This is a genomic window from Brevundimonas sp. MEB006b, assembly GCF_030209705.1.
In the GTDB taxonomy this organism is placed as follows: domain Bacteria; phylum Pseudomonadota; class Alphaproteobacteria; order Caulobacterales; family Caulobacteraceae; genus Brevundimonas.
Genome location: NZ_JARVRL010000005.1, coordinates 14,730 through 35,746, shown reverse-complemented (window position 1 = coordinate 35,746; position 21,017 = coordinate 14,730). Strand labels below are relative to the sequence as shown.

23 protein-coding genes are annotated in these 21,017 nt (G+C 66.2%); 6 read left to right on the top strand and 17 right to left on the bottom strand.

Going from position 1 to position 21,017, the window contains the following annotated elements:
* Positions 1–21 precede the first annotated feature (21 nt).
* Positions 22–1,197 (bottom strand): N-acetylmuramoyl-L-alanine amidase family protein, encoded by a 1,176-nt coding sequence (locus tag QRN13_RS06540; RefSeq protein ID WP_205678504.1) that lies wholly within the window; start codon positions 1,195–1,197, stop codon positions 22–24.
* A gap of 508 nt (positions 1,198–1,705) precedes the next feature.
* On the opposite strand from QRN13_RS06540, the gene QRN13_RS06535 reads away from it, so the two are divergent.
* Genes QRN13_RS06535 through QRN13_RS06520 form a run of 4 tightly spaced genes read left to right on the top strand, consistent with a single transcriptional unit; the run spans position 1,706 to position 7,251 of the window.
* Entirely contained in the window at positions 1,706–4,420 is a 2,715-nt protein-coding gene (locus QRN13_RS06535; RefSeq protein WP_284877291.1) for an Rne/Rng family ribonuclease, read from the top strand.
* A gap of 59 nt (positions 4,421–4,479) precedes the next feature.
* Complete coding sequence (locus tag QRN13_RS06530) at positions 4,480–5,880, top strand: M48 family metalloprotease (protein WP_284877290.1); 1,401 nt, start codon at positions 4,480–4,482, stop codon at positions 5,878–5,880.
* A gap of 25 nt (positions 5,881–5,905) precedes the next feature.
* Positions 5,906–6,685 (top strand): DsbA family protein, encoded by a 780-nt coding sequence (locus QRN13_RS06525; protein ID WP_052689612.1) that lies wholly within the window; start codon positions 5,906–5,908, stop codon positions 6,683–6,685.
* An 8-nt stretch (positions 6,686–6,693) separates the two neighbouring features.
* Entirely contained in the window at positions 6,694–7,251 is a 558-nt protein-coding gene (locus QRN13_RS06520) for a CDP-alcohol phosphatidyltransferase family protein (RefSeq protein WP_284877289.1), read from the top strand.
* Here the strand turns inward: QRN13_RS06520 and QRN13_RS06515 are convergent.
* Together QRN13_RS06515 and QRN13_RS06510 are read right to left on the bottom strand one after the other, a co-directional pair.
* Complete coding sequence (locus QRN13_RS06515) at positions 7,248–8,969, bottom strand: hypothetical protein (protein ID WP_284877288.1); 1,722 nt, start codon at positions 8,967–8,969, stop codon at positions 7,248–7,250. The genes QRN13_RS06520 and QRN13_RS06515 overlap by 4 nt on opposite strands.
* A gap of 62 nt (positions 8,970–9,031) precedes the next feature.
* On the bottom strand, positions 9,032–10,276 hold the full coding sequence (locus QRN13_RS06510; protein WP_284877287.1) for an alkaline phosphatase family protein: 1,245 nt from the start codon (positions 10,274–10,276) through the stop codon (positions 9,032–9,034).
* Between the two features lie 99 nt (positions 10,277–10,375).
* Here QRN13_RS06510 and QRN13_RS06505 point away from each other — a divergent pair, with 99 nt between their 5' ends.
* A complete protein-coding gene (locus tag QRN13_RS06505; protein ID WP_284877286.1) occupies positions 10,376–11,287 on the top strand; it encodes an ABC transporter ATP-binding protein in 912 nt (303 codons plus the stop codon).
* The gene (locus tag QRN13_RS06500) at positions 11,277–12,134 is read left to right on the top strand and encodes an ABC transporter permease subunit (RefSeq protein ID WP_284877285.1); all 858 of its coding nucleotides are present in this window, start codon (positions 11,277–11,279) and stop codon (positions 12,132–12,134) included. The genes QRN13_RS06505 and QRN13_RS06500 overlap by 11 nt, the downstream gene beginning before the upstream one ends.
* 72 nt (positions 12,135–12,206) lie before the next feature.
* On the opposite strand, the gene QRN13_RS06495 is transcribed toward QRN13_RS06500, so the two are convergent.
* The 14 genes from QRN13_RS06495 to rpsH all read right to left on the bottom strand — a co-directional run bounded on the left by QRN13_RS06495 (position 12,207) and on the right by rpsH (position 21,004).
* Complete coding sequence (locus tag QRN13_RS06495; RefSeq protein WP_284877284.1) at positions 12,207–12,665, bottom strand: GNAT family N-acetyltransferase; 459 nt, start codon at positions 12,663–12,665, stop codon at positions 12,207–12,209.
* Between the two features lie 89 nt (positions 12,666–12,754).
* On the bottom strand, positions 12,755–13,174 hold the full coding sequence (gene rplQ, locus QRN13_RS06490) for a 50S ribosomal protein L17 (RefSeq protein ID WP_055804627.1): 420 nt from the start codon (positions 13,172–13,174) through the stop codon (positions 12,755–12,757).
* 104 nt (positions 13,175–13,278) lie between these two features.
* The gene (locus QRN13_RS06485; protein ID WP_017506040.1) at positions 13,279–14,298 is read right to left on the bottom strand and encodes a DNA-directed RNA polymerase subunit alpha; all 1,020 of its coding nucleotides are present in this window, start codon (positions 14,296–14,298) and stop codon (positions 13,279–13,281) included.
* Between the two features lie 93 nt (positions 14,299–14,391).
* On the bottom strand, positions 14,392–14,781 hold the full coding sequence (gene rpsK, locus QRN13_RS06480) for a 30S ribosomal protein S11 (RefSeq protein ID WP_013268944.1): 390 nt from the start codon (positions 14,779–14,781) through the stop codon (positions 14,392–14,394).
* Positions 14,782–14,790: 9 nt separating this feature from the next.
* Positions 14,791–15,159: a 30S ribosomal protein S13 gene (gene rpsM / locus QRN13_RS06475; protein WP_026108555.1), complete on the bottom strand. Its 369-nt coding sequence runs from the start codon at positions 15,157–15,159 to the stop codon at positions 14,791–14,793.
* Positions 15,160–15,296: 137 nt separating this feature from the next.
* Positions 15,297–16,028, bottom strand: coding sequence for an energy transducer TonB (locus tag QRN13_RS06470; protein WP_284877283.1), 732 nt, complete (start codon positions 16,026–16,028; stop codon positions 15,297–15,299).
* A 27-nt stretch (positions 16,029–16,055) separates the two neighbouring features.
* Positions 16,056–16,616, bottom strand: coding sequence for an adenylate kinase (locus QRN13_RS06465; RefSeq protein WP_017506042.1), 561 nt, complete (start codon positions 16,614–16,616; stop codon positions 16,056–16,058).
* A 37-nt stretch (positions 16,617–16,653) separates the two neighbouring features.
* A complete protein-coding gene (gene secY / locus QRN13_RS06460) occupies positions 16,654–18,033 on the bottom strand; it encodes a preprotein translocase subunit SecY (RefSeq protein ID WP_017506043.1) in 1,380 nt (459 codons plus the stop codon).
* A 128-nt stretch (positions 18,034–18,161) separates the two neighbouring features.
* On the bottom strand, positions 18,162–18,755 hold the full coding sequence (gene rplO / locus QRN13_RS06455; protein ID WP_055804617.1) for a 50S ribosomal protein L15: 594 nt from the start codon (positions 18,753–18,755) through the stop codon (positions 18,162–18,164).
* A 142-nt stretch (positions 18,756–18,897) separates the two neighbouring features.
* Positions 18,898–19,086 carry a 50S ribosomal protein L30 gene (rpmD, locus tag QRN13_RS06450; RefSeq protein WP_055753396.1) on the bottom strand — a complete coding sequence of 63 codons (189 nt, stop codon included), beginning with the start codon at positions 19,084–19,086 and terminating at the stop codon, positions 18,898–18,900.
* A 3-nt stretch (positions 19,087–19,089) separates the two neighbouring features.
* On the bottom strand, positions 19,090–19,698 hold the full coding sequence (rpsE, locus tag QRN13_RS06445) for a 30S ribosomal protein S5 (protein WP_055753395.1): 609 nt from the start codon (positions 19,696–19,698) through the stop codon (positions 19,090–19,092).
* Positions 19,699–19,710: 12 nt separating this feature from the next.
* A complete protein-coding gene (gene rplR, locus QRN13_RS06440) occupies positions 19,711–20,067 on the bottom strand; it encodes a 50S ribosomal protein L18 (protein WP_008259637.1) in 357 nt (118 codons plus the stop codon).
* Between the two features lie 3 nt (positions 20,068–20,070).
* Positions 20,071–20,604 carry a 50S ribosomal protein L6 gene (rplF, locus tag QRN13_RS06435; RefSeq protein ID WP_055753394.1) on the bottom strand — a complete coding sequence of 178 codons (534 nt, stop codon included), beginning with the start codon at positions 20,602–20,604 and terminating at the stop codon, positions 20,071–20,073.
* A gap of 1 nt (position 20,605) precedes the next feature.
* Entirely contained in the window at positions 20,606–21,004 is a 399-nt protein-coding gene (rpsH, locus tag QRN13_RS06430) for a 30S ribosomal protein S8 (protein WP_008262310.1), read from the bottom strand.
* Positions 21,005–21,017 lie beyond the last annotated feature (13 nt).

Here is a 21,017-nt window from a genome sequence, read left to right as displayed (position 1 = left end):
AGCCGGCTTGGTTGCGCCGGATCAGGGCTGACCGGCCGCCTGGCTGTTCGCGGCAGCCATCATCGGGCTCGACGGCTCGCGGAAATAGCGATCGATCCCGTCCGCCACCGACTTCATCAGGCGACGGCGCGCGCGCTCGTCGGTCAGAAGCCGCTCGTCCTCGGGGTTTGTGATGAAGCCCATTTCCAGCAGCACGGCCGGCACGTCGGGCGCCAAGAGGACAGCCAGGCCCGCATCGCGATGGCTGCGGCGAAGCAGAGGATGATCCGAGCCTTCCAGATGGGTCAGCAAGACGCGCGCGAACTGGGCCGAGCGGTTCTGAGTCGCACGTTGCGTCATGTCGAGCAGGATGCGATCCACCGACGGGTCGCGCCCCGGCAGATGCAGCTCGCGGTGCCAGTTGTCGCCCCGCGTGAACTCACGCACCGCTCGACCGGCGCCCTGCTCCGACAAGGTATAGACGCTGGCCCCGCGCAGCGCCGGGTCGGCGCCGGCGTCAGCGTGCAAGGAAATGAACAGATCGGCGTCGGCCTGACGCGCGATGGAAACACGGCGATAGAGATCGACGTAGCGGTCGTCGGTCCGGGTCAGGCGCACGCGATAGCGGCCGTTCTTCTCAAGCTCGGCCTTCAACGCCAGGGCTGCGGCAAGGGTGACCTGCTTTTCCTGCGCGCTCGCCCCGCTGGCGCCCGGATCATTGCCGCCATGGCCGGCGTCGATGACGATCAGGGGGCGCTCGGCGCGACGCGGCGGTGCGCTGGCGCGAGGCGCCGGCGTGGTCGAGGCGCGCGCGGCGGCTCCCGTCGCCTTCAGGTCCACGACATAACGATAATGGCTGACTCCGTCGCCGGGTGGCAGAAGGAAGCGCCGTTCGATCTCGCTGCCGCGCGCCAGTTCCAGCTGAACCCGCGACGAACCGCCGGACGACGTGACCTCATAGGAACGCACCAAACCCGAACCGCCGCCGTTCAGACCGCGCCCCGGCGCAACACCGCTGAGAGCGAGGACCACCCGGCCTTCGCCGCCCGCGTCGATGACGCGTCCTTGCGCCGTCTTGTCCAGATCGATGACGACGCGGGTCCGATCGCCATCGGCGCCGAAGCGCACCGCCAACACATCGCCCTGCGCGCCCCAGGCGAAACCGCGCGTTGCGGACAGACCGCCCATGCAGATGACCACGAAGGCCAGGGCGGTCATCGCCCACTCCTTCGCGCGCCAGCGCATCAGACCTGTCAAAACGCGACCGCTCATCTGCGTCGGCGAACCCGGTTTAAGCCTACTTGAACCCCATCATGACAGAGGCTCGTATTCAGGGGGTTAAGGCGAGCGCCTTTTAATTCTCCCGTTGCATGACTATGCTGTGACCGCTCGCGAACCGATCGCGCCGATTTCGCCTCTGCGAATCTTGGCGCGCCCTCCTCGCGGCGTTGACTTTCACCAATCCTAGAACCGCCCCGGCCTGGCCGATGGTTCGAAGAGCGGACCAGGGACGCGGCCTTCCCAAGGGATTGGCGCGCCCGGTTCAGGACCGACGACTTAATGGGCCTTTCCGCCTGCGTTCCCCAACGGCTTGATCAAGCCTTCTTCGCCGTTCTCGGCGAGGGGATGTCGCGCGCGCCGGCCCTCACCTTCATTCGGCGAGCCGCCATGACCCTGTCCGGAGATCCGGGACGGTCGGCCTGCGCGCGCCAGAGAGAGACTTTCCATGTCAAAGACAATGCTGATCGATGCGGCGCATCCCGAGGAGACCCGGGTCGCCATCGTGGACGGGCGCAAGATTGAGGAATTCGATTTCGAATCCCGTGCGAAGCGCCAGCTTCGCGGCAACATCTACCTCGCCAAGGTCACTCGCGTAGAGCCCAGCCTGCAGGCCGCCTTCATTGAATACGGCGGCAATCGCCACGGCTTCCTCGCCTTCAACGAAATCCACCCCGACTACTACCAGATCCCCGTCGCCGACCGCGAAGCCATCATGGCCGAGGCGCATGACGATGAGGACGAAGACGATCTCGACCGCGAATCGACCGGCGATGACGTCGACCCCGAATCGGCGCTGGCCGACGAGGAGCGGCTGAAGCGCCGCCTGATGCGTCGCTACAAGATCCAGGACGTCATCAAGCGCCGCCAGATCCTGCTGGTCCAGGTCGTCAAGGACGAGCGCGGCGCCAAGGGCGCGGCCCTGACCACCTGGCTGTCGCTGGCCGGCCGCTACTGCGTGCTGATGCCTAACACCGGCAAGGGCGGCGGCATTTCGCGCAAGATCACGAACACCTCTGACCGTCGTCGCCTGAAGAGCGCCGTCTCGGCCCTGGAAGTGCCCAAGGGCATGGGCCTGATCATCCGCACGGCGGGCGCCAAGCGCACCAAGGCCGAGATCAAGCGCGACTATCAATATCTGCTGCGCCTGTGGGAAACGATCCGCGAGACCACCCTCGCCTCTCACGCCCCCTCGGTGATCTACGAGGAAGAGAACCTGGTCCGCCGCGCCGTGCGCGACATGTTCGACAAGGATTTCGACGGCATTCAGGTCGAGGGCGTCGAGGGCTTCAAGGAAGCGCGCGACTTCATGCGCGTGCTGATGCCGGCCCAGGCCAAGAAGGTTCACCTGTATCGCGGCTCGCGCCCCCTGTTCGCGGCCAACGGCATCGAGGAACTGCTGACGCAGATCCACCAACCGGTGGTGCCGCTGAAATCCGGCGGCTATCTGGTCATCAACCAGACCGAAGCCCTGGTGGCTATCGACGTCAACTCGGGTCGCGCCACCAAGGAACGCAACGTCGAGCAGACGGCCTTCAAGACCAATATGGAAGCGGCCGAAGAAGCCGCCCGCCAACTGCGCTTGCGCGACCTCGCCGGCCTGGTCGTCATCGACTTCATCGACATGGATGAAGGCAAGAACAACCGCGCCGTCGAGCGCGTGCTGAAGGAGGCCCTGTCCTCCGACCGCGCCCGCATCCAGATGGGCCGTATCTCGCCCTTCGGCCTGATGGAGATCAGCCGCCAGCGTCGCCGACTGGGCGTGATCGAGGGTGCGACCGAAGCCTGCCCGCACTGCCAGGGCACGGGCCGCATCCGCTCTGCCGAATCCGCCGCCCTGATGACCCTGCGCGCGGTCGACATCGAGGCCGGCAAGAACGGCGCAGGCGTCGTGGTGCTGAAGGTCTGCACCGCCGTCGGCCTGTACATCCTGAACCACAAGCGCGCCTATCTGCAGTCGCTGCTTGAACGTCGCGGCCTGAACGTCATCGTCCAGATCGACGACAGCCTGGGTCAGGGCGAACACAATATCGAGCGCACCGAGACCAACGAGGACTTCGTCGCGCCCGAGATCGAGATGCCCAACCTCGACGACGACTTCGACGCCTCGCTGTACGAAGACGAGGATGAGGACGACGACGAGGAGATCATCGTCGACGACGATGACGACACGGTCGAATCCCTGGATCGCGAAGACAGCGACGACGACGAACCGCGCGAACGTTCGGAACGTCATGAAGGCGGTCGCGATCGCGGTCGTGGGCGCAACCGTCGCCGTCGTGGCGGTCGTCGCGACGAGGAGACCTCCGACGTCGAGGCCGTCGATACGGTCAGCGCCGACGACGCCTCGGACGATGAGGAAGACGAAAACGGCCGCCGCCGTCGCCGTGGCCGCCGTGGCGGTCGCCGCGTCCGCGAGGATGGCGAGCGCGACGTCTACACCTGGGTTCGCGGCCGCACGCCGTCGCTGGACGACCCCTATGTCTGGTTCGACCCGCTGAACCCTGGCCGCTCGGAAGGTCGTCCGGAACGCGGCGAGCGCCCCGAGCGGGCAGAACGTCCCGCTGTCGCTCAGTCCGAGATCGAAGGCCTGGATGTCGTCGCCAATAACGGGGCGGGCGAAGGCTCCGGCGAGGAAGGCGGCCGTTCGCGTCGTCGCCGTCGTCGGGGTCGCGGTCGTGGCGACGGTCCCGTCAGCCACGAGATCAAGGTCGAGAACCGCGCCACCAACGAAGGCATGCCGCCCGACGGCTCGCCCGAGACGCCGATGGCCGTCATGGTCGAGCCGACCGAGGCCGTCGAAACGTCTGCCCCGGCCATCGCGCCCGAACCTCAGCGTCGTCGCGTGCGCCGCAAGTCGGCCAGCGCCAACGTCGAGATCGCGACCGAACCGCATCCCGACACCGCCATCGAGCCGAACGAGGCCACGGTCCAAGGCGCGCCGGTCGAACTGGACGTGACCCCCCACGAGGCGCTGGCCGCCGAACCGGCGGAGGTCGCCCCGGTCGCCGCCCCGACGGCGGTTCCGGTGACCGAGGCCGTCTTGGCCGAGCCTTTCGTCGCCCCCACGCCGGAGATAGACGTTCAGGCCATCATCGCCGAAGACCCGAACCAGATCGTCGCACCGCCCGAAAAGCCCAAGCGCGGGTGGTGGCGCCGCTGATCGGTCACGATTAGACTGTCTGGATACAGGCGGGGGCCGGTCGTTGTTGGAGTAGAGCCATGAGGTGGCTTCCCCGATCTGCATCCCGCGTTCTGGCGGCGGCGGCGACGGCCTTGATGGCTGTTTCCGTCGCCGGCCAGGCCTCCGCGCAAAGCCTGATCCGCGACACCGAGGTCGAGGGCATCGTGCGCGAATGGGCCGACCCGGTCTTCGTGGCCATGGGTCTGAACCCGAACGACATCGAAGTCCTGCTGGTCAACGACAACGACCTGAACGCCTTTGCGACGCGCGGGCGGATCATGGGCGTCAACACCGGCCTGATCCTGCGCACCAAGACGCCCGGTGAACTGCTGGGCGTGATGGCGCACGAGGCGGGCCACATCAAGAACCGCCATACCCTGCGCGACGGGGCCGAGAACGCCGGCAAACAGCCGATGTTCATGACCATGGCGCTGGGGGCCCTGGCCATCGCCGCCGGCGCGCCGGACGCAGGCGTGGCCCTGCTGGGCTCCAGCCAGTATTTCGGCGCTCTGGGCGCGCTGCATTACATGCAGAGCCAGGAAGGCGAGGCCGACATCTCGGGCGCGCGGGCGCTGGAGGCGGCCGGCGAATCCGGAGCCGGGCTGGTGTCCTTCTTCGAGAACTTCCGCTCGCAGGAGGTCTTCTCCGACGCCCGCCGCTATCCCTATTTCCGCAGTCACCCCCTGTCGTCGAACCGGATCGAAAGCCTGCGCCGCTATGTGCAGGAACAGCCGCACTACGACCATCGCGACAGCCCCGAACGTATGGCGCAGCACGCGCTGATCCTGGCCAAGATTCACGCCTTCATGGATCCGCCGAACGCCACCCTGCGCGACTATCCATCGACCGACACCTCCCTGCCCGGCCGCTATGCGCGGGCCATCGCGTGGTATCGCGACGGCCAGACGGACAAGGCGCTGACGGCGGTGGATGCGCTTATCGCCGGCGACGTGAATAACCCCTATTTCCAGGAACTGAAGGGCCAGATCCTGTTCGAGGAAGGTCGCCCGGCTGAGGCCGTCGCCGCCCACCGCGAGGCGGTCCGCCTGAAGCCCGACGCCCCCCTGCTGCGCGTCAACCTGGCCCACGCCCTGATCGAAACCAATGACAAGGCCAAGCTGGACGAGGCCATCGACCAGCTGAAACACGCCGTCGTCGCCGAGAAGGACAACACCATGGCCTGGCGACTGCTGGCCCAGGCCTATGCCTCGCAGGACAAGGAGGGCGAGGCGCGCCTTGCCTCGGCCGAATACTATTTCGCCGGCGGGGACGAGAAACAGGCCACTCAGTTCGCCCTGCGCGCCCGCTCCATGCTGGATCCGGGCTCGATCGAATGGCGACGCGCCGTCGATATCGTCTTGGCCTCGGGCGCCACGCCCGACGATCTCAACGACCTGGACCGCCGTGACGCCGCGCGCCGGCCCGCCACCCTCAACTGACCCCTTACGCCGACTGCGAGCCTGAATGACCGACGACGCCCCCACGCCTGCGCCCGAACCCAAGACCGCCAAGCCAGGATGGCTCAGCGGCGGCCGCGCCGGCTATCTGGCCCTGGGCCTATCGGTCATCGCGCTGGGCTTTTCAGCGGCGCCCTATCTGACCGGCGGATCGAACGTGCGTGCGTATCTGCTGGAGCATCCCGAGGTCTTGCAGGAGGCGCAGATGGCGCTCCAGACCAAGGACGCCGAGGCCGCCGTCGAGGAGACGAACCAGGCCGCCGCCGCCAACGCCGGCCTCCTGGCGCCCGACGCCCGCGATCCGGCCTTCGGTCCAGCGAACGCCAAGGTCACGGTGATCGAATTCTTCGACTTCCGCTGCCCCGGCTGCAAGGCCGTGGCCCACGACTATCGCGCCCTGATGGCGGCCCACCCGGAAGTCCGCTTCGTCTTCAAGGACTGGCCCATCCTGGACCGCGGCGACGACATCACCTCGCAATACGCCGCCCGCGCCGCCCTGGCTGCACACCAGCAGGGCAAGTATCTGGAGGTCTATGACGCCCTGATGACCGAGCGGGCGCTATCGATCGAAGCGATCGACGCCATCCTGGCCGCGCATGGCGTGGACATGGCCCGCGCGAAGGCCGCGATCGCCGCGCCCGACACCACGCGCCACATCGCCGACATCCACACCACGGCCGCCGCCCTGCGCCTGCGCGGCACGCCGACCTTCTTCGTCAACGGCAAGGCCAGCCCCGGCATCGACCCGGCCGAGATCGGCAAACTGATCGAAGCAGCGAAGCGCTGATCGTTTAGATGCTGAACCGCCTGCCTTGGGTTCTCGTCATCTTCCGGCTGCTCTGCGCGCCTGCGCTGGTCAGCGTGTCGCTGATCGCCCCTCAGGCAGGTGGAGCCGCCGCGATCTTGCTGTCGCTGGCGGTGTTGTCCGACATCTTCGACGGCGTCATCGCGCGGCGGCTGAAGGTCGTCACGCCGACGCTTCGACGCTGGGACGGCCGGGCGGACGTGATCTTTTGGTTAGGCGCCGCCTTGGCCCTTTGGCTGATGCATCCCGGCTTGGCTTCGGTGGTCGGGCCATTGATTCTGGTCCTCGTGGTTTTCGAGGTCGCCAACCACGCCGTCAGCTTCGCCCGTTTCCGGCGCGAGGCGTCGCCTCATCATTGGCTGTCCAAGCTATTTTGCCTGTTTCTCTGGGCGCTCTTTGTTCAGCTCTTCGTCACGGGGCAGACGAACTGGCTGTTGTGGTTCACCTTCGGTCTAGGCGTGCTTTCACAGATAGAGGCTTTCGCCATCACGATGCGGCTGAAGACTTGGCGCTGCGACGTGCCGTCTGTCTTCGTCCTTGGGCGCTAGGCCTCGGCCAAACTCATCTGTCCGCCGATCCATTCGACGCCGGCATGGCGCAGGGCGTCATTGGCCGCAGTCTCGTCGCCCAGCGCCTGCTCGGCGCGGTAGAGGACGTAGTAGCTGTACGGGTCGTTCGGCCAATCCTTCAGCAGTTCGCCGATCTTGGCCTTGGCCCCCGCCGCATCACCGGACGCCAGCATGGCGGCGGCCAGGCTTCGGCGCGTCGGATACCAGATCATGGGCGGATCGCCTCCCTCGGGCGCCATGGCCTGGATCGCCGCCGCCCGCCCATAGGCGGCGATGGCGGCGGGATAGTTCTGATCGATCATGGCCGCGCGGCCTTCCAGCACCTTCTGGAACAGTTCGGCGAAACCGGTCTGACGATCCGCCATCGGACCCGTGAACGCCTTGTCCGCCAGCAGGGCGGCGATGGCCTGGGCCTCGATCCGAACCGCCGCAGCATCGCCGCGCCGCGCCGCCGCCTCGCCCCGTGCATAGCGCCAGCCGACCCGCATCAGCGGACGGCCCACGTCCGGCTCGGCCAGCGCCGCGACCTGGGCGTCCGATCCGAACCGGCCGTAAAGCGCATAGGCGTCCGCCGCCATCACCTGACGATAGACGACATAGCCGTCCTCGCCCGCCTCGGGCGGTCCCGCCAGCTGCGGATAGGTCGCCATGTACCAGTCGGCCAGCTCCAGCCCGCGCTCGGCCCCGCCCGCCATCAGGGCGCCGCCCATGCCGAAATGGATGTTGTGGGCATGCAGCCGCATGCCGCGAATGCCGCCGGGCGGGCCGACCAGTTGGTCGTAGCTCTTGTCCAGCGCCACGGCGTTGACGTTGGACATCATCGCGTCCTTGTAGCGCCCGATCCGATAGAAGGTGTGCGACGGCATATGCACCAGATGGCTGGCCCCCGGCGCCAGCAGGGCCAGCCGCTCGCCATAGGCCAGCGCCCTGTGCGGATCGTCCGACCATTCGGTCAGATGGATGTACAGGTGAATAGCGCCCGGATCGTTCGCCTTGACCGTCAGGGCGTGCTCCAGGATCGCCATGGCGCGGGTGACGGCCGGATCGGTCGCCTTGCCTTCCTTGTCCCACCATTCGCCCTCGGGCTGGAGCATCCAGGCGTCGGCGGTGATCGAGGCGACCGATACGTCGTCGGCATGACGCTTTGCGATCCGGTCCATGGCGCGAGCGTAACGCAAGGCGCGGGTCTTCTCCTTGCCGGAATAGCGCTGGATCAGGGCGTCGATCATCTGGCGCTGCATCGGCGTGGCGTCGCGGGCCAGACGCCGCGCGTCACGGGCGACGCGCAGGCCTGTGGCGATCGATTCGGGATCGCCCCCGCCGCCATTCAGGTTCGGCCCGATCGCCCAGGCCTCGCCCCAGGCGCACATGCCGCACGACGGGTCCAACTGCCTCGCCTTCCTGAACGCCCGCACCGATTCCGAATGCTCGAACGCCCAGCGCAGCCGCACGCCATGGTCGAACCAGGCCTGGGCCTCGGGGTTCTGCGTATCAACCGCGAAGCCCTCGTCGCCGAAGCCCGGGGCCATGACCATGTCGCGTGTCGGCTGGACATCGCCGACGGCGCCGACCCGGCCGCAGACCTGCGGATTGGTGATCAGGGCCAGGGTCGCCGCCGTTGCAGTGGCGTCTGCGACCGCCACGGGTGCAATCAGACAGGCGACCGAAACCGTCGCGACCCACAGACTTTTGCGCATCTTCGCCCCTCTACCTCTGGCGACCAGTGTGCGCTCAAATCGTCGGCTCGCCAATCACCCCATCAGGGCATGGTGACGGGCAAGGTGTCTTGCGCCCGCCCGTCGCCAGCCGGCGCCGCGATCCCAAGCATCCGCGCCAGGAAGGGCTGCACATCGACACTGTCCATATCGGTCAGCCGACGCCCGGCGACCACGCCCGGCCCATGGGCGATGAAGATCGCCGCCATCTCCGGCGCCTGATTGTCATAACCGTGAGCGCCGCCCGCCCGCGTCACCGGCCGATCCCGCGCCGCCGTCAACCAGCCAGTCTCGACCAGACAGACGATCTGCGCCACGCGTGGGTTGGATCCATAGACCAGCCGCGCCGGCACATCGGCCTTGTTCCAGCATTCCATATGCGGATGGCGTCCGACCAGCTTCTGCTGCACCTCGGCCTCGCGGCCCGGCGCCGGATCGGCGGTCAGGACCGCTCCGCCATAACCGATCTTCAACGCCGCCGGATCAATGATGTCGTCGATCCACACAACCCGCTCCGGCGAGGTCGCGGCCATGCCGTGATCCGACACCACGACCAGCATCGTGCGATCGTAAAGCCCCAGCGCCTTCAGCCCCTCGATCAACCGTGCCATCGAGGCGTCCACCGATGCGGCGGCGGCGCGCGTCTCGGCTGAATCAGGGCCGTCGCGATGACCGGCGGTGTCGACGATGTCGAAATACAGCGTCTCCAGCTTCGGTCGCTGATCCACCGGCAGGTCCAGCCACGACAGCAGACGATCCACGCGCGCATCGCCCGGCATTCCCTGGTCGAACGGCGCCCACTGGCTGGGCCTTACGCCGTGGATCTCGACCTCCGATCCCGGCCAGAACATGGTGCCGGTGCGCACGCCGGCCTTTTCTGCCGTGACCCAGATCGGCTCGCCCTGATCCCAGAAGCCGCTTTCCTTGCTGGCCATGGTGAAGGCGCCCAGTTGCGCGTCGGTGAACCGGTTGCCGACCACCCCGTGATGGTCCGGGTGCAGTCCCGTCACCAGCGTATAGTGGTTGGGGAAGGTCACGCTGGGGAACGACGGCCGCATCGACCCGAACGCGCCGCCGGCGACCAGTCCATCCAGCACCGGCGTCTGCCCCTTGCCCAGATAGTCCGGCGAGAAGCCGTCGATCGACACCAGGATGACCAGATCGGGACGGGTCGTCTGCGCGGCCTGCTCGACAATCGGAGATGTAAGGGCGGACTGCGGGGCCCCGGCGCAGGACGCGACGGCGAAGGCGGCCGCCACGGCCAGGCTGGCGGCGACGAAACGAGACATGAGCTTACTCCAAGGCGACACTGAACCATTGCCTAAACTTAATGGACGACAGCCACGCGACGGCTTGTGCGACCGGCGTTCACTCGCCAAGCTTGGCGTATGGAAACCGTCATCGACATTCGCGGCCTGACCAAGACCTACGGGACGGTAAAGGCCTTGGACGGCCTGACCTTGTCGATCCCGCGCGGCGGGGTCTACGGCATTCTGGGTCCCAATGGTGCGGGCAAATCGACGCTGTTTCGCACCCTGTTGGGTCTGATTCGTCCGACAGAGGGCGTGGCCACGGTGATGGGCGGTCGGATCGGCGATCCAGCCTCGATGCGGCGCATGGGCTCGATGATCGAAACGCCGCGCTTTCCGCCGTTCATGACCGCCCGCCAGGTGCTGGAATGGCTGGCCCGCGCCCATGGCGGCGTGTCCTCGGCCGAGATCGACAACTGGCTGCAACGCGTCGGACTGACCGAGGCCGCCAATCGGCGCGTGAAGGGCTTTTCGGTCGGTATGCTGCAACGCCTGGGCGTCGCCGCCGCCCTGATGACCAAGCCGGACCTGGTCATCCTGGATGAACCGACCAGCGGCATGGATCCGCCCGGGATCCAGGAGATGCGCGCCCTGATCCGCAGCCTGGCCGACCACGACGGCGTGACGGTCATCCTGGCCAGCCACCAGCTTCAGGAGGTCCAGCGCGTCTGCGACCGCGTCGCCATCTTCAACAAGGGCAAGGTGATCACCGAGGGCCGCGTCTCTGACCTGACCGCCTCGGGCGAGCGTCTGCGCCTGTCGGTCACGCCGTTGGCGAAGGCCATGTCCGTGCTGGGCGAGCGCGCGACGCTTGAGGGCGATGCGGTGGTGGCTGCCGTGCCTCGCGCCGAGGCCGCCGCCGCCATCAAGGCTTTGGTCGAGGGCGGAGTCGATATCGAAGAAGCCCGCTGGATCGGCGCGGACCTGGAAGACGTCTTCATGAGCGAAACCGGCTGGACCGGCGTGCAGGAGCAAAACCGTGCTGGCTGACGCGATCCGTTCCGAAACCTACCGCCTATCCAAGAACCGCACCGCCCTGTTCTGGAGCGTGCTGTTCATCCCGATCATGGGTGTGATCCTGGCCACCCTGGGCTTCGTGGTCGCCAAGGCCAACGAGGCGAAACTGGCGGGCAAGCTGCCGCCGGACATGATGAAGGGCGGCCCGCTCGATCTGGGCATGGCCCTGGTCAAGAGCGCGGGCGACTTCGCCAATCCGGCCATACTGATGTTTGTCCTGATCGGTGCGGCGACCATCTACGCCGGCGACTATCGCTGGGAAACCTGGCGGCTGATCAGCGCGCGCAACACCCGGCCGAACCTGCTGACCGGCAAGGTCGCGGTGGTGGGTCTGGTGATCGTGCTGGCGACCATTGCCGCCCTGATCTCCGACGTGATCGCCAGTGTGATCCAGGCGGCGGTGTTCGGCCGCACCCTCACCTTCTCGATGACTGGCGCGGCGGCCGCCGATTTCGGGCTGCTGACCCTGACCTCATGGGCGCGCATCCTTCAGTTCACCATGCTCGGCCTTCTGGCCGCCGTGGTGACCCGCTCATTGCTGGCGGCCCTGTTCGCCCCGCTGGTGATCGGCGTGGCCCAGTTCTTCCTGCCCCAATTGCTGCTGCCGATGGGCGTGACGCCGGACGGCTGGCTTCTGCCGTTGCTGTCGCCGGGCATGGCCACCGACCTGCTGAAGGCCGCCATCGAGGGCGGCGCATCGGCAGCGCAACTGCCCGATTATGCCGTACTCAAGGGCGTCCTCAGCCTGGCCCTCTGGATCGGCGTCCCCTTCGCCGCCGCCGTCGCCTGGTTCAACCGCCAGGACCTGTCGAAGGAATAGGCGGCGACGGACTACGTGCGCCTTCCGCAACCAGCCAGTCGCGGAAGGCGTCCACCGCCGCGTGCTGGACAGCTAGAGCCGCTTCTCCATGAAGACATCAGCGCGCACATAGGGCGTGGGCCGTGGCGGCAGATGCATGAAGCCGGCGCTTTCATACAGAGCGATCGCGGGCTTCAGGGCGCTGTTGGTTTCCAGATAGAGCCGAGCAGCGCCCGCTTGCCACGCCGCCGCTTCGCAGGCGTCCAGCAGGCGTCGCGCCAAACCCAGGCCGCGCGCGGCGGGCGTGACCGTCATCTTGCAGACCTCCACCGCGTCGACGGTCGGTACCATGGCGCAGCAGCCCACGGGCTCCCCATCCCTCTCCGCGATGAAGATGCGCCCGCCCTTATCCAGGAAGACGCCCTGCGGATCATCGATCGCGACCCGATCCTTGGCCTCGATCGCAAAGCCGCCCTCGATCAGCCAGGCGGTGTTCAGCTGCGCCCAGGCGACGGCGTGATCGGGACGAAAATCGACGATGGCGACGGTCATTCACCCCTCATGTCCGGTTTCCACGCAAAGCAAAAGGGCGGTCGGATCGCTCCGACCGCCCTTCCGGCGTTTGGTCAAACGACCAAATCTTAGTCTTCGTCGTTGCCTTCGAAGGCCAGGACCGGACCGGAGTCCTTGCCCTTGGCTTCGACGTCGCGGTCAACGAACTCGATGACGGCCATCGGGGCGTTGTCGCCGTGGCGGAAGCCGGCCTTCATGATGCGGATATAGCCGCCGTTACGCTCGCTGTAGCGCGGGCCAAGCGTTTCGAACAACTTGCCGACTTGCGGCACGTCGCGAACCTGGCTGATGGCCTGACGACGCGCGTGCAGGTCGCCCTTTTTGGCGAGAGTGACCAGCTTCTCGACGAAGGGACGCAGTTCCTTCGCCTTGGGCAGGGTCGTGGTGATCTGCTCGTGCTTGATCAGCGAGGCGGCCATGTTGGCGAACATGGCGGTGCGGTGGCTGCTCGTGCGACCGAGTTTACGATGGGCGGCGCCGTGGCGCATCTGGGTCTCTCCTACTCCGGAACCGGTATCCTCAAGCGGACCTGGAACCGTAATCTTCTAACCGCCCCGACATTCTCCCAAAGGAGACGGGCGGAGGGTTGAACTTAGATCTGGTCGTCGAACTTCTTGGCCAGATCTTCGATGTTTTCGGGCGGCCAGTTCGGCACATCCATGCCGAGGCTGAGGCCCATCGTCGTGAGAACTTCCTTGATCTCGTTCAGCGACTTGCGGCCGAAGTTCGGGGTGCGAAGCATTTCGCCCTCGGTCTTCTGGATCAGGTCGCCGATGTAGACGATGTTGTCGTTCTTCAGGCAGTTGGCCGAACGAACCGACAGTTCCAGCTCGTCCACCTTCTTCAGCAGCGCCGGGTTGAAGGGCAGGTCGGGCTTGCCGTCCGACTGCTCGACAGCCTTCTTGGGCTCTTCGAAGGTGATGAAGATCTGGAGCTGGTCCTGCAGGATGCGCGCGGCGTAGGCCACGGCGTCAACCGGCGTGACCGCACCGTTGGTTTCGACTTCCAGCAACAGCTTGTCGTAGTCGAGCGACTGACCCTGACGGGTCGGCTCAACGCGGTAAGCCACCTTCTTGACCGGCGAATACAGGGCGTCGACGGCGATCAGGCCGATCGGCGCATCTTCCGGACGGTTCAGCTCGGCGGCGACGTAGCCCTTGCCGTTCTGGACGGTCAGTTCCATGCGCACCGATGCGCCGTCGTCCAGCGTGCAGATGACGTGGTCGGGGTTCAGAACCTCGATGTCCGCCGGCACGTCGATCTGGCCGGCCGTCACCGGACCGGGGCCCGTGGCGCGCAGGGTCATGCGCTTGGGGCCTTCGGCGTGCATGCGCAGCGCCAGTTGCTTGATGTTCAGGACGATGTCGACCACGTCTTCGCGCACGCCTTCCAGCGACGAGAATTCATGAACGACGCCGTCGATCTGGATGGCCGTGACGGCTGCGCCTTGCAGCGAGGACAGCAGAACGCGACGGAGCGCGTTGCCGAGCGTCACGCCGAAGCCACGCTCGAGGGGTTCGGCCACCAGGCGCGCCTTGCGCTGGGCGTCGGAACCGATCTCGATCTGCGGCTTCTCGGGACGGATCAGCTCTTGCCAGTTTCTTTCGATCATTTTGTCCCTCGAACGGGTTTCGCCTGCTCCGGCCTTGTCGACGAGGCCATGACGGAGCGGACGGAGATGGGGGGTGCCTTAGAACGCTATCGCTTAGACGCGACGACGCTTGGGCGGACGGCAACCATTGTGCGGCATCGGCGTGACGTCGCGGATCGTCGTGATCGTCAGACCGACCGACTGCAGCGCGCGCAGGGCCGATTCACGGCCGGAGCCCGGACCCGAGACGTTCACTTCCAGCGTCTTCACGCCGTGTTCCTGGGCCTTCTTGCCAGCGTCTTCCGCAGCCATCTGAGCGGCGTAAGGGGTCGACTTACGCGAACCCTTGAAGCCCATATGACCCGCCGAAGACCACGAGATCGCGTTGCCCTGGGCATCGGTGATCGTGATCATGGTGTTGTTGAACGAAGCATTCACGTGGGCGACGCCCGAGGTGATGTTCTTGCGCTCGCGCTTCTTTACGCGACCCGGTTCCTTGGCCATGTGTCTGTCTTACTTCTTCTTGCCGGCGATCGGCTTGGCGGGACCCTTGCGGGTGCGGGCGTTCGTGTGGGTGCGCTGACCGCGGACCGGCAGGCCCTTACGGTGACGCAGGCCGCGGTAGCAGGCCAGATCCATCAGACGCTTGATGTTCATCGACGTCTCGCGGCGCAGGTCGCCCTCGACGGTGTGATCCTTGTCGATCGTTTCGCGGATCGACAGGACTTCGGCGTCCGTCAGCTGGTTCACCCGGCGGGCGGGCTCGATGCCCACCTTCTCGGTGATGTCCTTGGCGGCGGCGGGGCCGATGCCATGGATATACTGAAGCGCGATCTCTACGCGCTTGTTGGTCGGGATGTTGACGCCAGCAATACGGGCCACGAAATTCTCCAGATACGCGTTAGTCAGACGCAACAAACGCTCCGGTTAACAAACCAGGAGCGTGGCGCCCTTCGCGGGAAGGCGCCCTTATACAGATGATTCACCGGGCGTCAACATCCGCTCCCGCGCGGCGCCGCTCAGCGTGGCGGGCGGCCGAAATCTACGCCGACGGTGACCCGCTGGCCCTCGACGGGGCGACCGTCTTCGGTCGGCGGCTGGAAGCGGAAATAGCCGGACACCTGCAAGCCGGCCGCGCCGAAGCCCAGGCCGGGAGGCGTCTCTTGAACGACGCGGCAACCGTCCAGCCGGCTGTCTAAACGAATGACGCAGGACAGTTCGACCCGACCGTAACGGCTGCGGGCGCCCGGCGGGTGGTTGGCGCGAATCTGGCCGATGGTGGGGCCGGTGACCAGACGCGGTCCGGTCGAGCCGCTGCCCGGGCCGGACCCAGAGCCGACGCCGGATCCGCTGCCTGTCCCCTGCCCGCCCTGGCCGAAGCCGGGTTGCGGCGACGGCGACGGTGCGATCCCGACGACGGGCGCAGGCTCCGGCGCCTTGACAGGCGGGGCGGGAACTTCGCGGGGGCGTTCCTTGGGCGGAGGCGGCGGCGTGTGAATGACGGATGGCGCAGCGGGGGCGCCGCCGCCCGTCTCGGGCGCCGGGGGTTCGGCGGAAATCGGCGGCGGCGGGTCGTAGAGAACGACCTCGAACGGCGGTGGCTCAACCACGGGCGTCGGCGCCGGCCCCCTCACCTGTCCTAGCCAAAGGAACAAGCAGATTTCCGCGACGGCGACGCCGACGAATATGCCCGCCATGCGCCAGCGACGCAGGCGGGTCTTTTCGGGTTTGGGATCGTCCAACTCGGTCATCAGGCGATCAACGCCCGAAAACGCAAATCAGGCCAGGGCCTCGTCGATGGCCTTGGCGACGGACTCGATCGAGCCCATGCCGTCGGCCTCTGTCAACTTGCCCTGGGCTTCGTAGTAGGGAAGCAGCGGTGCGGTGTTGCGATTGTAGGCCTCGAGCCGAACCTTAAAGGATTCCGGATTGTCGTCCGGGCGGCCCTGTTCGGCGAAGCGCTTGGCGATCCGTTCGGTCAGGGCGGCGTCGTCAACCTTCAGGCGGACGACGGCGTCGATCTGAACACCGCGCTTGGCCAGCATCTCGTCCAGCGCCTCGGCCTGGGCCACGGTGCGGGGGAAGCCGTCGAAGATGGCGCCGCCGGCGGCCTCGGCCTCCGTCAGGCGATCTTCGATCAGGGCGATCACGATCTCGTCGGTGACCAGATCGCCGCGCGCCAGCACGTCCTTGACCTTGAGCCCCAGCTCCGAGCCCGAGGCGATGGCCGCGCGCAGCATGTCGCCGGTGGAGAGCTGGACCATGCCCTTCTCTTCCACCAGCCGCTTGGCCTGGGTGCCCTTGCCCGCCGCCGGCGGTCCGAACAGGATCAAGTTCATGCTTCAGCCCTCCCCTGGGCGTCTGACAACCTAAGACTTAGCGGCGAACGGGCGTGGGAGCGCCGCGACCGCCACGACCACGCAGCTTGGCCTTCTTGATCAGGCCTTCGTACTGATGCGCCAGCAGTTGGGACTGAATCTGGGCCACAGTGTCCATGGTGACCGAGACGACGATCAAGATAGACGTTCCGCCAAAGTACAGGCTGTTGCCGAACTGGCTGACGATGAACTCCGGCAGCAGGCAGACTGCGGTGATGTAGGCGGCGCCGATCACGGTCAGGCGGGTCAGGACATAGTCCAGATATTCCGCCGTGCGTTTGCCCGGACGGATGCCCGGCAGGAAGCCGCCGTATTTGCGCAGGTTCTCGGCCGTGTCCTCGGGATTGAAGGTGATCGAGGTGTAGAAAAAGCAGAAGAAGACGATCAGGGCGGCATACAGCGCCATAAACAGCGGCTGGCCGTGCGTCAGCTGAGCCGTCACCAGCGGCAGCCAGCTCATCCAGCTGGGCAGGTCGGCGTTAGCTGTCATGGTCGCAACCGTCGTCGGCAGCATCAGCAGCGATGAGGCGAAGATCGGTGGGATCACGCCGGCGGTGTTGACCTTCAGCGGCAGGAACGAACGTTCGCCGCCGGCCATGCGATTGCCTTCCTGGCGCTTCGGATACTGGATCAGAAGACGGCGCTGGGCGCGTTCCATAAAGACGATGAAGACCACGGTGGCCACGGCCAGAATGGCGATGAACAGCAGGGCGAAGGCCGACATCTGGCCTTGTTGGGCCAGGCCCAGCAGGCGGGCGATGGTGGACGGCAGGACCGCCACGATACCGGCGAAGATGATCAGCGAGATGCCGTTGCCGACGCCGCGCGCCGTCACCTGCTCACCCAGCCACATCAGGAACATGGTGCCGCCGGTCAGGGTCACGACCGTCGAGATGATGAAGAAGATGCCGGGGTTATCGACCAGGCCGGCCGTGCTGTTCAGGCCCGCCGCGATGCCGAAGGACTGCGCCAGCGCCAGGAACACCGTCAGATAACGCGTGTACTGGTTCAGCTGCTTGCGGCCGCTTTCGCCGCCTTCCTTCTTCAGCTTCTCCCAGGGCGGATACACCGTGCCCATCAGCTGCACGATGATCGAGGCCGAGATGTAGGGCATCACGTTCAGGGCGAAGATGGCCATGCGCTCGACCGCGCCGCCCGAGAACATGTTAAACATGTCCAGGATGCCGCGCTGACCGTCTGGATTCTGGAAGAACTGCAGGAAGGCCTGCGAGTTGATGCCCGGGATCGGCACATAGGTGCCGATGCGGTAGACCAGAAGCGCGCCCAGCGTGAACAGCAGGCGTTTATGCAGCTCGGTCGCTTTCGCGAACGAGCCCATATTCATATTGGCGGCGAGTTGTTCTGCGGCCGAAGCCATTATGCGTCCCCACGACTGATTGAGTCGTCAGATAGGCGGAAAGCGGCCCTCATGCGAGGGCCGCTTCCGTTCTTTCGTCGTCGCAGATGTAATCAGGTCACGACCTAATCGCCGCGACGACGCGTGACTTAGGCTTTGGCGGCGGTGCGCTTGGTGCGGGCCGAGATCTTGTTCTCGTCGCCGCGCGGTGCCTTGGGAGCCGGAGCCTTGCCCTTGGCGGCGTTGCGCTTCTCGACGCGCGCGGCGGCCTTGGCTTCGGCTTCGATGCGTTGCTCTACGACCGAGCCGCCAGCGGCCTCGATGGCCTTCTTGGCGCCAGCGGTGGCCGACCAGACGACCAGGTTCAGCGCTTGCTTCAGCTCGCCGGTGCCCAGCAGACGCACGCCGTCCTTGACGCGACGGATCACGCCGGCGGCGACCAGGGCGTCGCCCTTCAGTTCGGACTTGGCGTCCAGCTTGCCGGCGTCCACGGCGTCTTGGAGGCGCCACAGGTTCACTTCAGCCAGCTTCAGAGCATTGGCGTTGTTGAAGCCGCGCTTGGGCATACGCATGTACAGCGGCATTTGGCCGCCTTCGAAGCCGCCGATGGCGACGCCCGAACGCGACTTCTGACCCTTGACGCCACGGCCAGCGGTCTTGCCCTTGCCCGAACCGGGGCCACGGCCGACGCGCATGCGCTTCTTGTGGGCGCCTTCGTTGTCGCGGATTTCGTTCAGTTTCATGTGCCTGATCCTTTCGGGTGCTAGCGCCCGGACATCGTCCGGACTCGGCTTGGAAAAAATGAAGGGCCGCTGATAGGCGACCCTCTGGGTATTCGCAAGTGCAGAAACGCCCTCCCCCGGGTTCGGGAGAGGGCGAAACGGCTTACTTTTCGACGATCTCGGTCAGGTGGGCGACCTTGGCGATCATCCCGCGAACCGAAGGCGTGTCTTCCAGGGTCGATTCACGACCCAGGCGGTTCAGACCCAGGCCCACCAGGGTGGCGCGCTGGTCGTTCTTCCGGCGGATTGGCGAACCGGTTTGTTTGACGGTGAGGGTTTTCTTCTCAGCCATGACTTAGGACTCCACGGCTTCGGGCGCCGAGGCGCCGTCGTTGCGGCGGCCCATCAGATCCGCGACCTTCTTGCCGCGCTTGGACGCGACTTGACGGGGCGAGGACTGGACCTTCAGCGCTTCGAACGTCGCGCGGATCATGTTGTAGGGGTTCGACGAACCGGTCGACTTGCCCACGACGTCCTGGACGCCGAGGGTTTCGAGCACGGCGCGCATCGGACCGCCCGCGATGACGCCGGTCCCGGGAGGGGCGGCGCGCATCATGATCTTGCCGGCGCCCCAACGGCCGTTGCCGTCGTGGTGCAGGGTGCGGTTCTCGCGCAGCGGAACGCGGATCATCGTCTTCTTGGCTTCTTCAGTCGCCTTGCGGATGGCTTCCGGCACTTCGCGCGCCTTGCCGTGACCGAAGCCGACGCGACCCTTGCCGTCGCCGACGACCATCAGGGCTGCGAAGCTGAAGCGACGGCCACCTTTGACGGTGGCGGCGACGCGGTTGATGTGCACCAGCTTCTCGACGATGTCGGAATCCGGACCATCAGCAGCGGGACCGTTGCGATTGTCACGACGATTGCGATCGTTGCCGCCGCCGCCGCGTTGGGGTTGTTGCGCCATCTGTCGCGTCCCTTAGAAGTTCAGGCCGGCTTCACGCGCGGCTTCCGCCAGCGCCTTCACCCGTCCATGATAGATGTACTCGCCACGGTCGAAGACGACGTCCTTGACGCCCTTCTCGATGGCGCGTTCGGCGATCAGCTTGCCGATCGCGGCGGCCGCAGCCGTGTCCGAACCGCGCTTGCCCTTGCCGCCTTCCAGCGACGAGGCAGCCACGACGGTCACGCCCTGGGCGTCGTCGATGATCTGGGCCGAGATGTTCTTGTCCGAACGGTAGACCGACAGACGCAGACGACCGTTGGCGACAGCCTTCAGGCGGCGACGCGTGCGCTCCGAGCGACGCTTGGCTTGTTGTCGAAGAGAAAGAGCCATGACTTACTTCTTCTTGCCTTCCTTGCGACGGACCTTCTCGCCCGCGTAACGGACGCCCTTGCCCTTGTAGGGCTCCGGCGGACGCAGCTTGCGGATGACCGAGGCGATCTGACCGACGGCTTGCTTGTCAGCGCCCGAGATCTTGATCTCGGTCTGCTTCGGCACAGCGAAGCTGACGCCGGCCGGCGGAGCGATATCGACTTCGTGCGAGAAGCCGAGTTGCAGCGAAAGGGCGTCGCCCTTCATCGCGGCGCGGTAACCCACGCCGACCAGCTCAAGCGACTTTTCGAAGCCCGTGGTGACGCCGACGACCATGTTGTCGACCAGGGTGCGCGACAGACCCCACATCGCGCGAGCGCGAGGCGTGTCCGAACGCGGCGTCAGCGACAGTTCGTCGCCTTCCTGCTTGACTTCGATCTCGTCGGCGACGGTCCAGGCGCTCTCGCCCTTGGGTCCCTTGACGGTGACGTTCTGGCCGTCGAGCGTGACAGTCACGCCCTTCGGCACGGCGATGGTTTTCTTGCCAATACGGGACATATCAGTAGACCCTGCAGAGGACTTCGCCGCCGACGTTAGCGTCGCGGGCGGAAGCGTCGGACATGACGCCCTTCGAAGTCGAGAGGATCGAGATGCCGAGGCCGTTCTTGACGGGCTTCAGATCGCCGATCGCCGAATAGACGCGGCGGCCCGGCTTGGACACGCGCGCAATCTCGGCGATGACGGGCTGACCGTCGAAGTACTTCAGCTCGATCTCGAACTGCGGAAACTCGCCCGGGTTCTGAACCAGGTTGTAGCCGCGGATGTAGCCTTCGTCCTGCAGCACGTCGAGGACGCGCTGGCGTAGACGGGAAGCCGGGGTCAGCACCTTGGAACGCTTGCGGGTCGCCGCGTTTTTGATGCGAGCGATCATGTCGCTCAGGGGATCGTTGATCATCATGTCTGTTCGCTCC

Coding starts and splice junctions, on each gene's coding strand:
- QRN13_RS06495 (WP_284877284.1), bottom strand. CDS start 12,665: ATGACCGTCGCCATCGTCGATTTTCGTCCCGATCACGCCGTCGCCTGG.
- rpmD (WP_055753396.1), bottom strand. CDS start 19,086: ATGGCTGAGAAGAAAACCCTCACCGTCAAACAAACCGGTTCGCCAATC.
- QRN13_RS06515 (WP_284877288.1), bottom strand. CDS start 8,969: ATGCGCAAAAGTCTGTGGGTCGCGACGGTTTCGGTCGCCTGTCTGATT.
- rplR (WP_008259637.1), bottom strand. CDS start 20,067: ATGGCTCTTTCTCTTCGACAACAAGCCAAGCGTCGCTCGGAGCGCACG.
- QRN13_RS06465 (WP_017506042.1), bottom strand. CDS start 16,616: ATGAACTTGATCCTGTTCGGACCGCCGGCGGCGGGCAAGGGCACCCAG.
- QRN13_RS06525 (WP_052689612.1), top strand. CDS start 5,906: ATGACCGACGACGCCCCCACGCCTGCGCCCGAACCCAAGACCGCCAAG.
- QRN13_RS06535 (WP_284877291.1), top strand. CDS start 1,706: ATGTCAAAGACAATGCTGATCGATGCGGCGCATCCCGAGGAGACCCGG.
- QRN13_RS06530 (WP_284877290.1), top strand. CDS start 4,480: ATGAGGTGGCTTCCCCGATCTGCATCCCGCGTTCTGGCGGCGGCGGCG.
- rplO (WP_055804617.1), bottom strand. CDS start 18,755: ATGAAACTGAACGAAATCCGCGACAACGAAGGCGCCCACAAGAAGCGC.
- QRN13_RS06470 (WP_284877283.1), bottom strand. CDS start 16,028: ATGACCGAGTTGGACGATCCCAAACCCGAAAAGACCCGCCTGCGTCGC.
- QRN13_RS06485 (WP_017506040.1), bottom strand. CDS start 14,298: ATGATCGAAAGAAACTGGCAAGAGCTGATCCGTCCCGAGAAGCCGCAG.
- rplQ (WP_055804627.1), bottom strand. CDS start 13,174: ATGCGCCACGGCGCCGCCCATCGTAAACTCGGTCGCACGAGCAGCCAC.
- rplF (WP_055753394.1), bottom strand. CDS start 20,604: ATGTCCCGTATTGGCAAGAAAACCATCGCCGTGCCGAAGGGCGTGACT.
- QRN13_RS06505 (WP_284877286.1), top strand. CDS start 10,376: ATGGAAACCGTCATCGACATTCGCGGCCTGACCAAGACCTACGGGACG.
- rpsH (WP_008262310.1), bottom strand. CDS start 21,004: ATGATGATCAACGATCCCCTGAGCGACATGATCGCTCGCATCAAAAAC.
- QRN13_RS06520 (WP_284877289.1), top strand. CDS start 6,694: ATGCTGAACCGCCTGCCTTGGGTTCTCGTCATCTTCCGGCTGCTCTGC.
- secY (WP_017506043.1), bottom strand. CDS start 18,033: ATGGCTTCGGCCGCAGAACAACTCGCCGCCAATATGAATATGGGCTCG.
- rpsK (WP_013268944.1), bottom strand. CDS start 14,781: ATGGCCAAGGAACCGGGTCGCGTAAAGAAGCGCGAGCGCAAGAACATC.
- QRN13_RS06540 (WP_205678504.1), bottom strand. CDS start 1,197: ATGACCGCCCTGGCCTTCGTGGTCATCTGCATGGGCGGTCTGTCCGCA.
- QRN13_RS06510 (WP_284877287.1), bottom strand. CDS start 10,276: ATGTCTCGTTTCGTCGCCGCCAGCCTGGCCGTGGCGGCCGCCTTCGCC.
- rpsE (WP_055753395.1), bottom strand. CDS start 19,698: ATGGCGCAACAACCCCAACGCGGCGGCGGCGGCAACGATCGCAATCGT.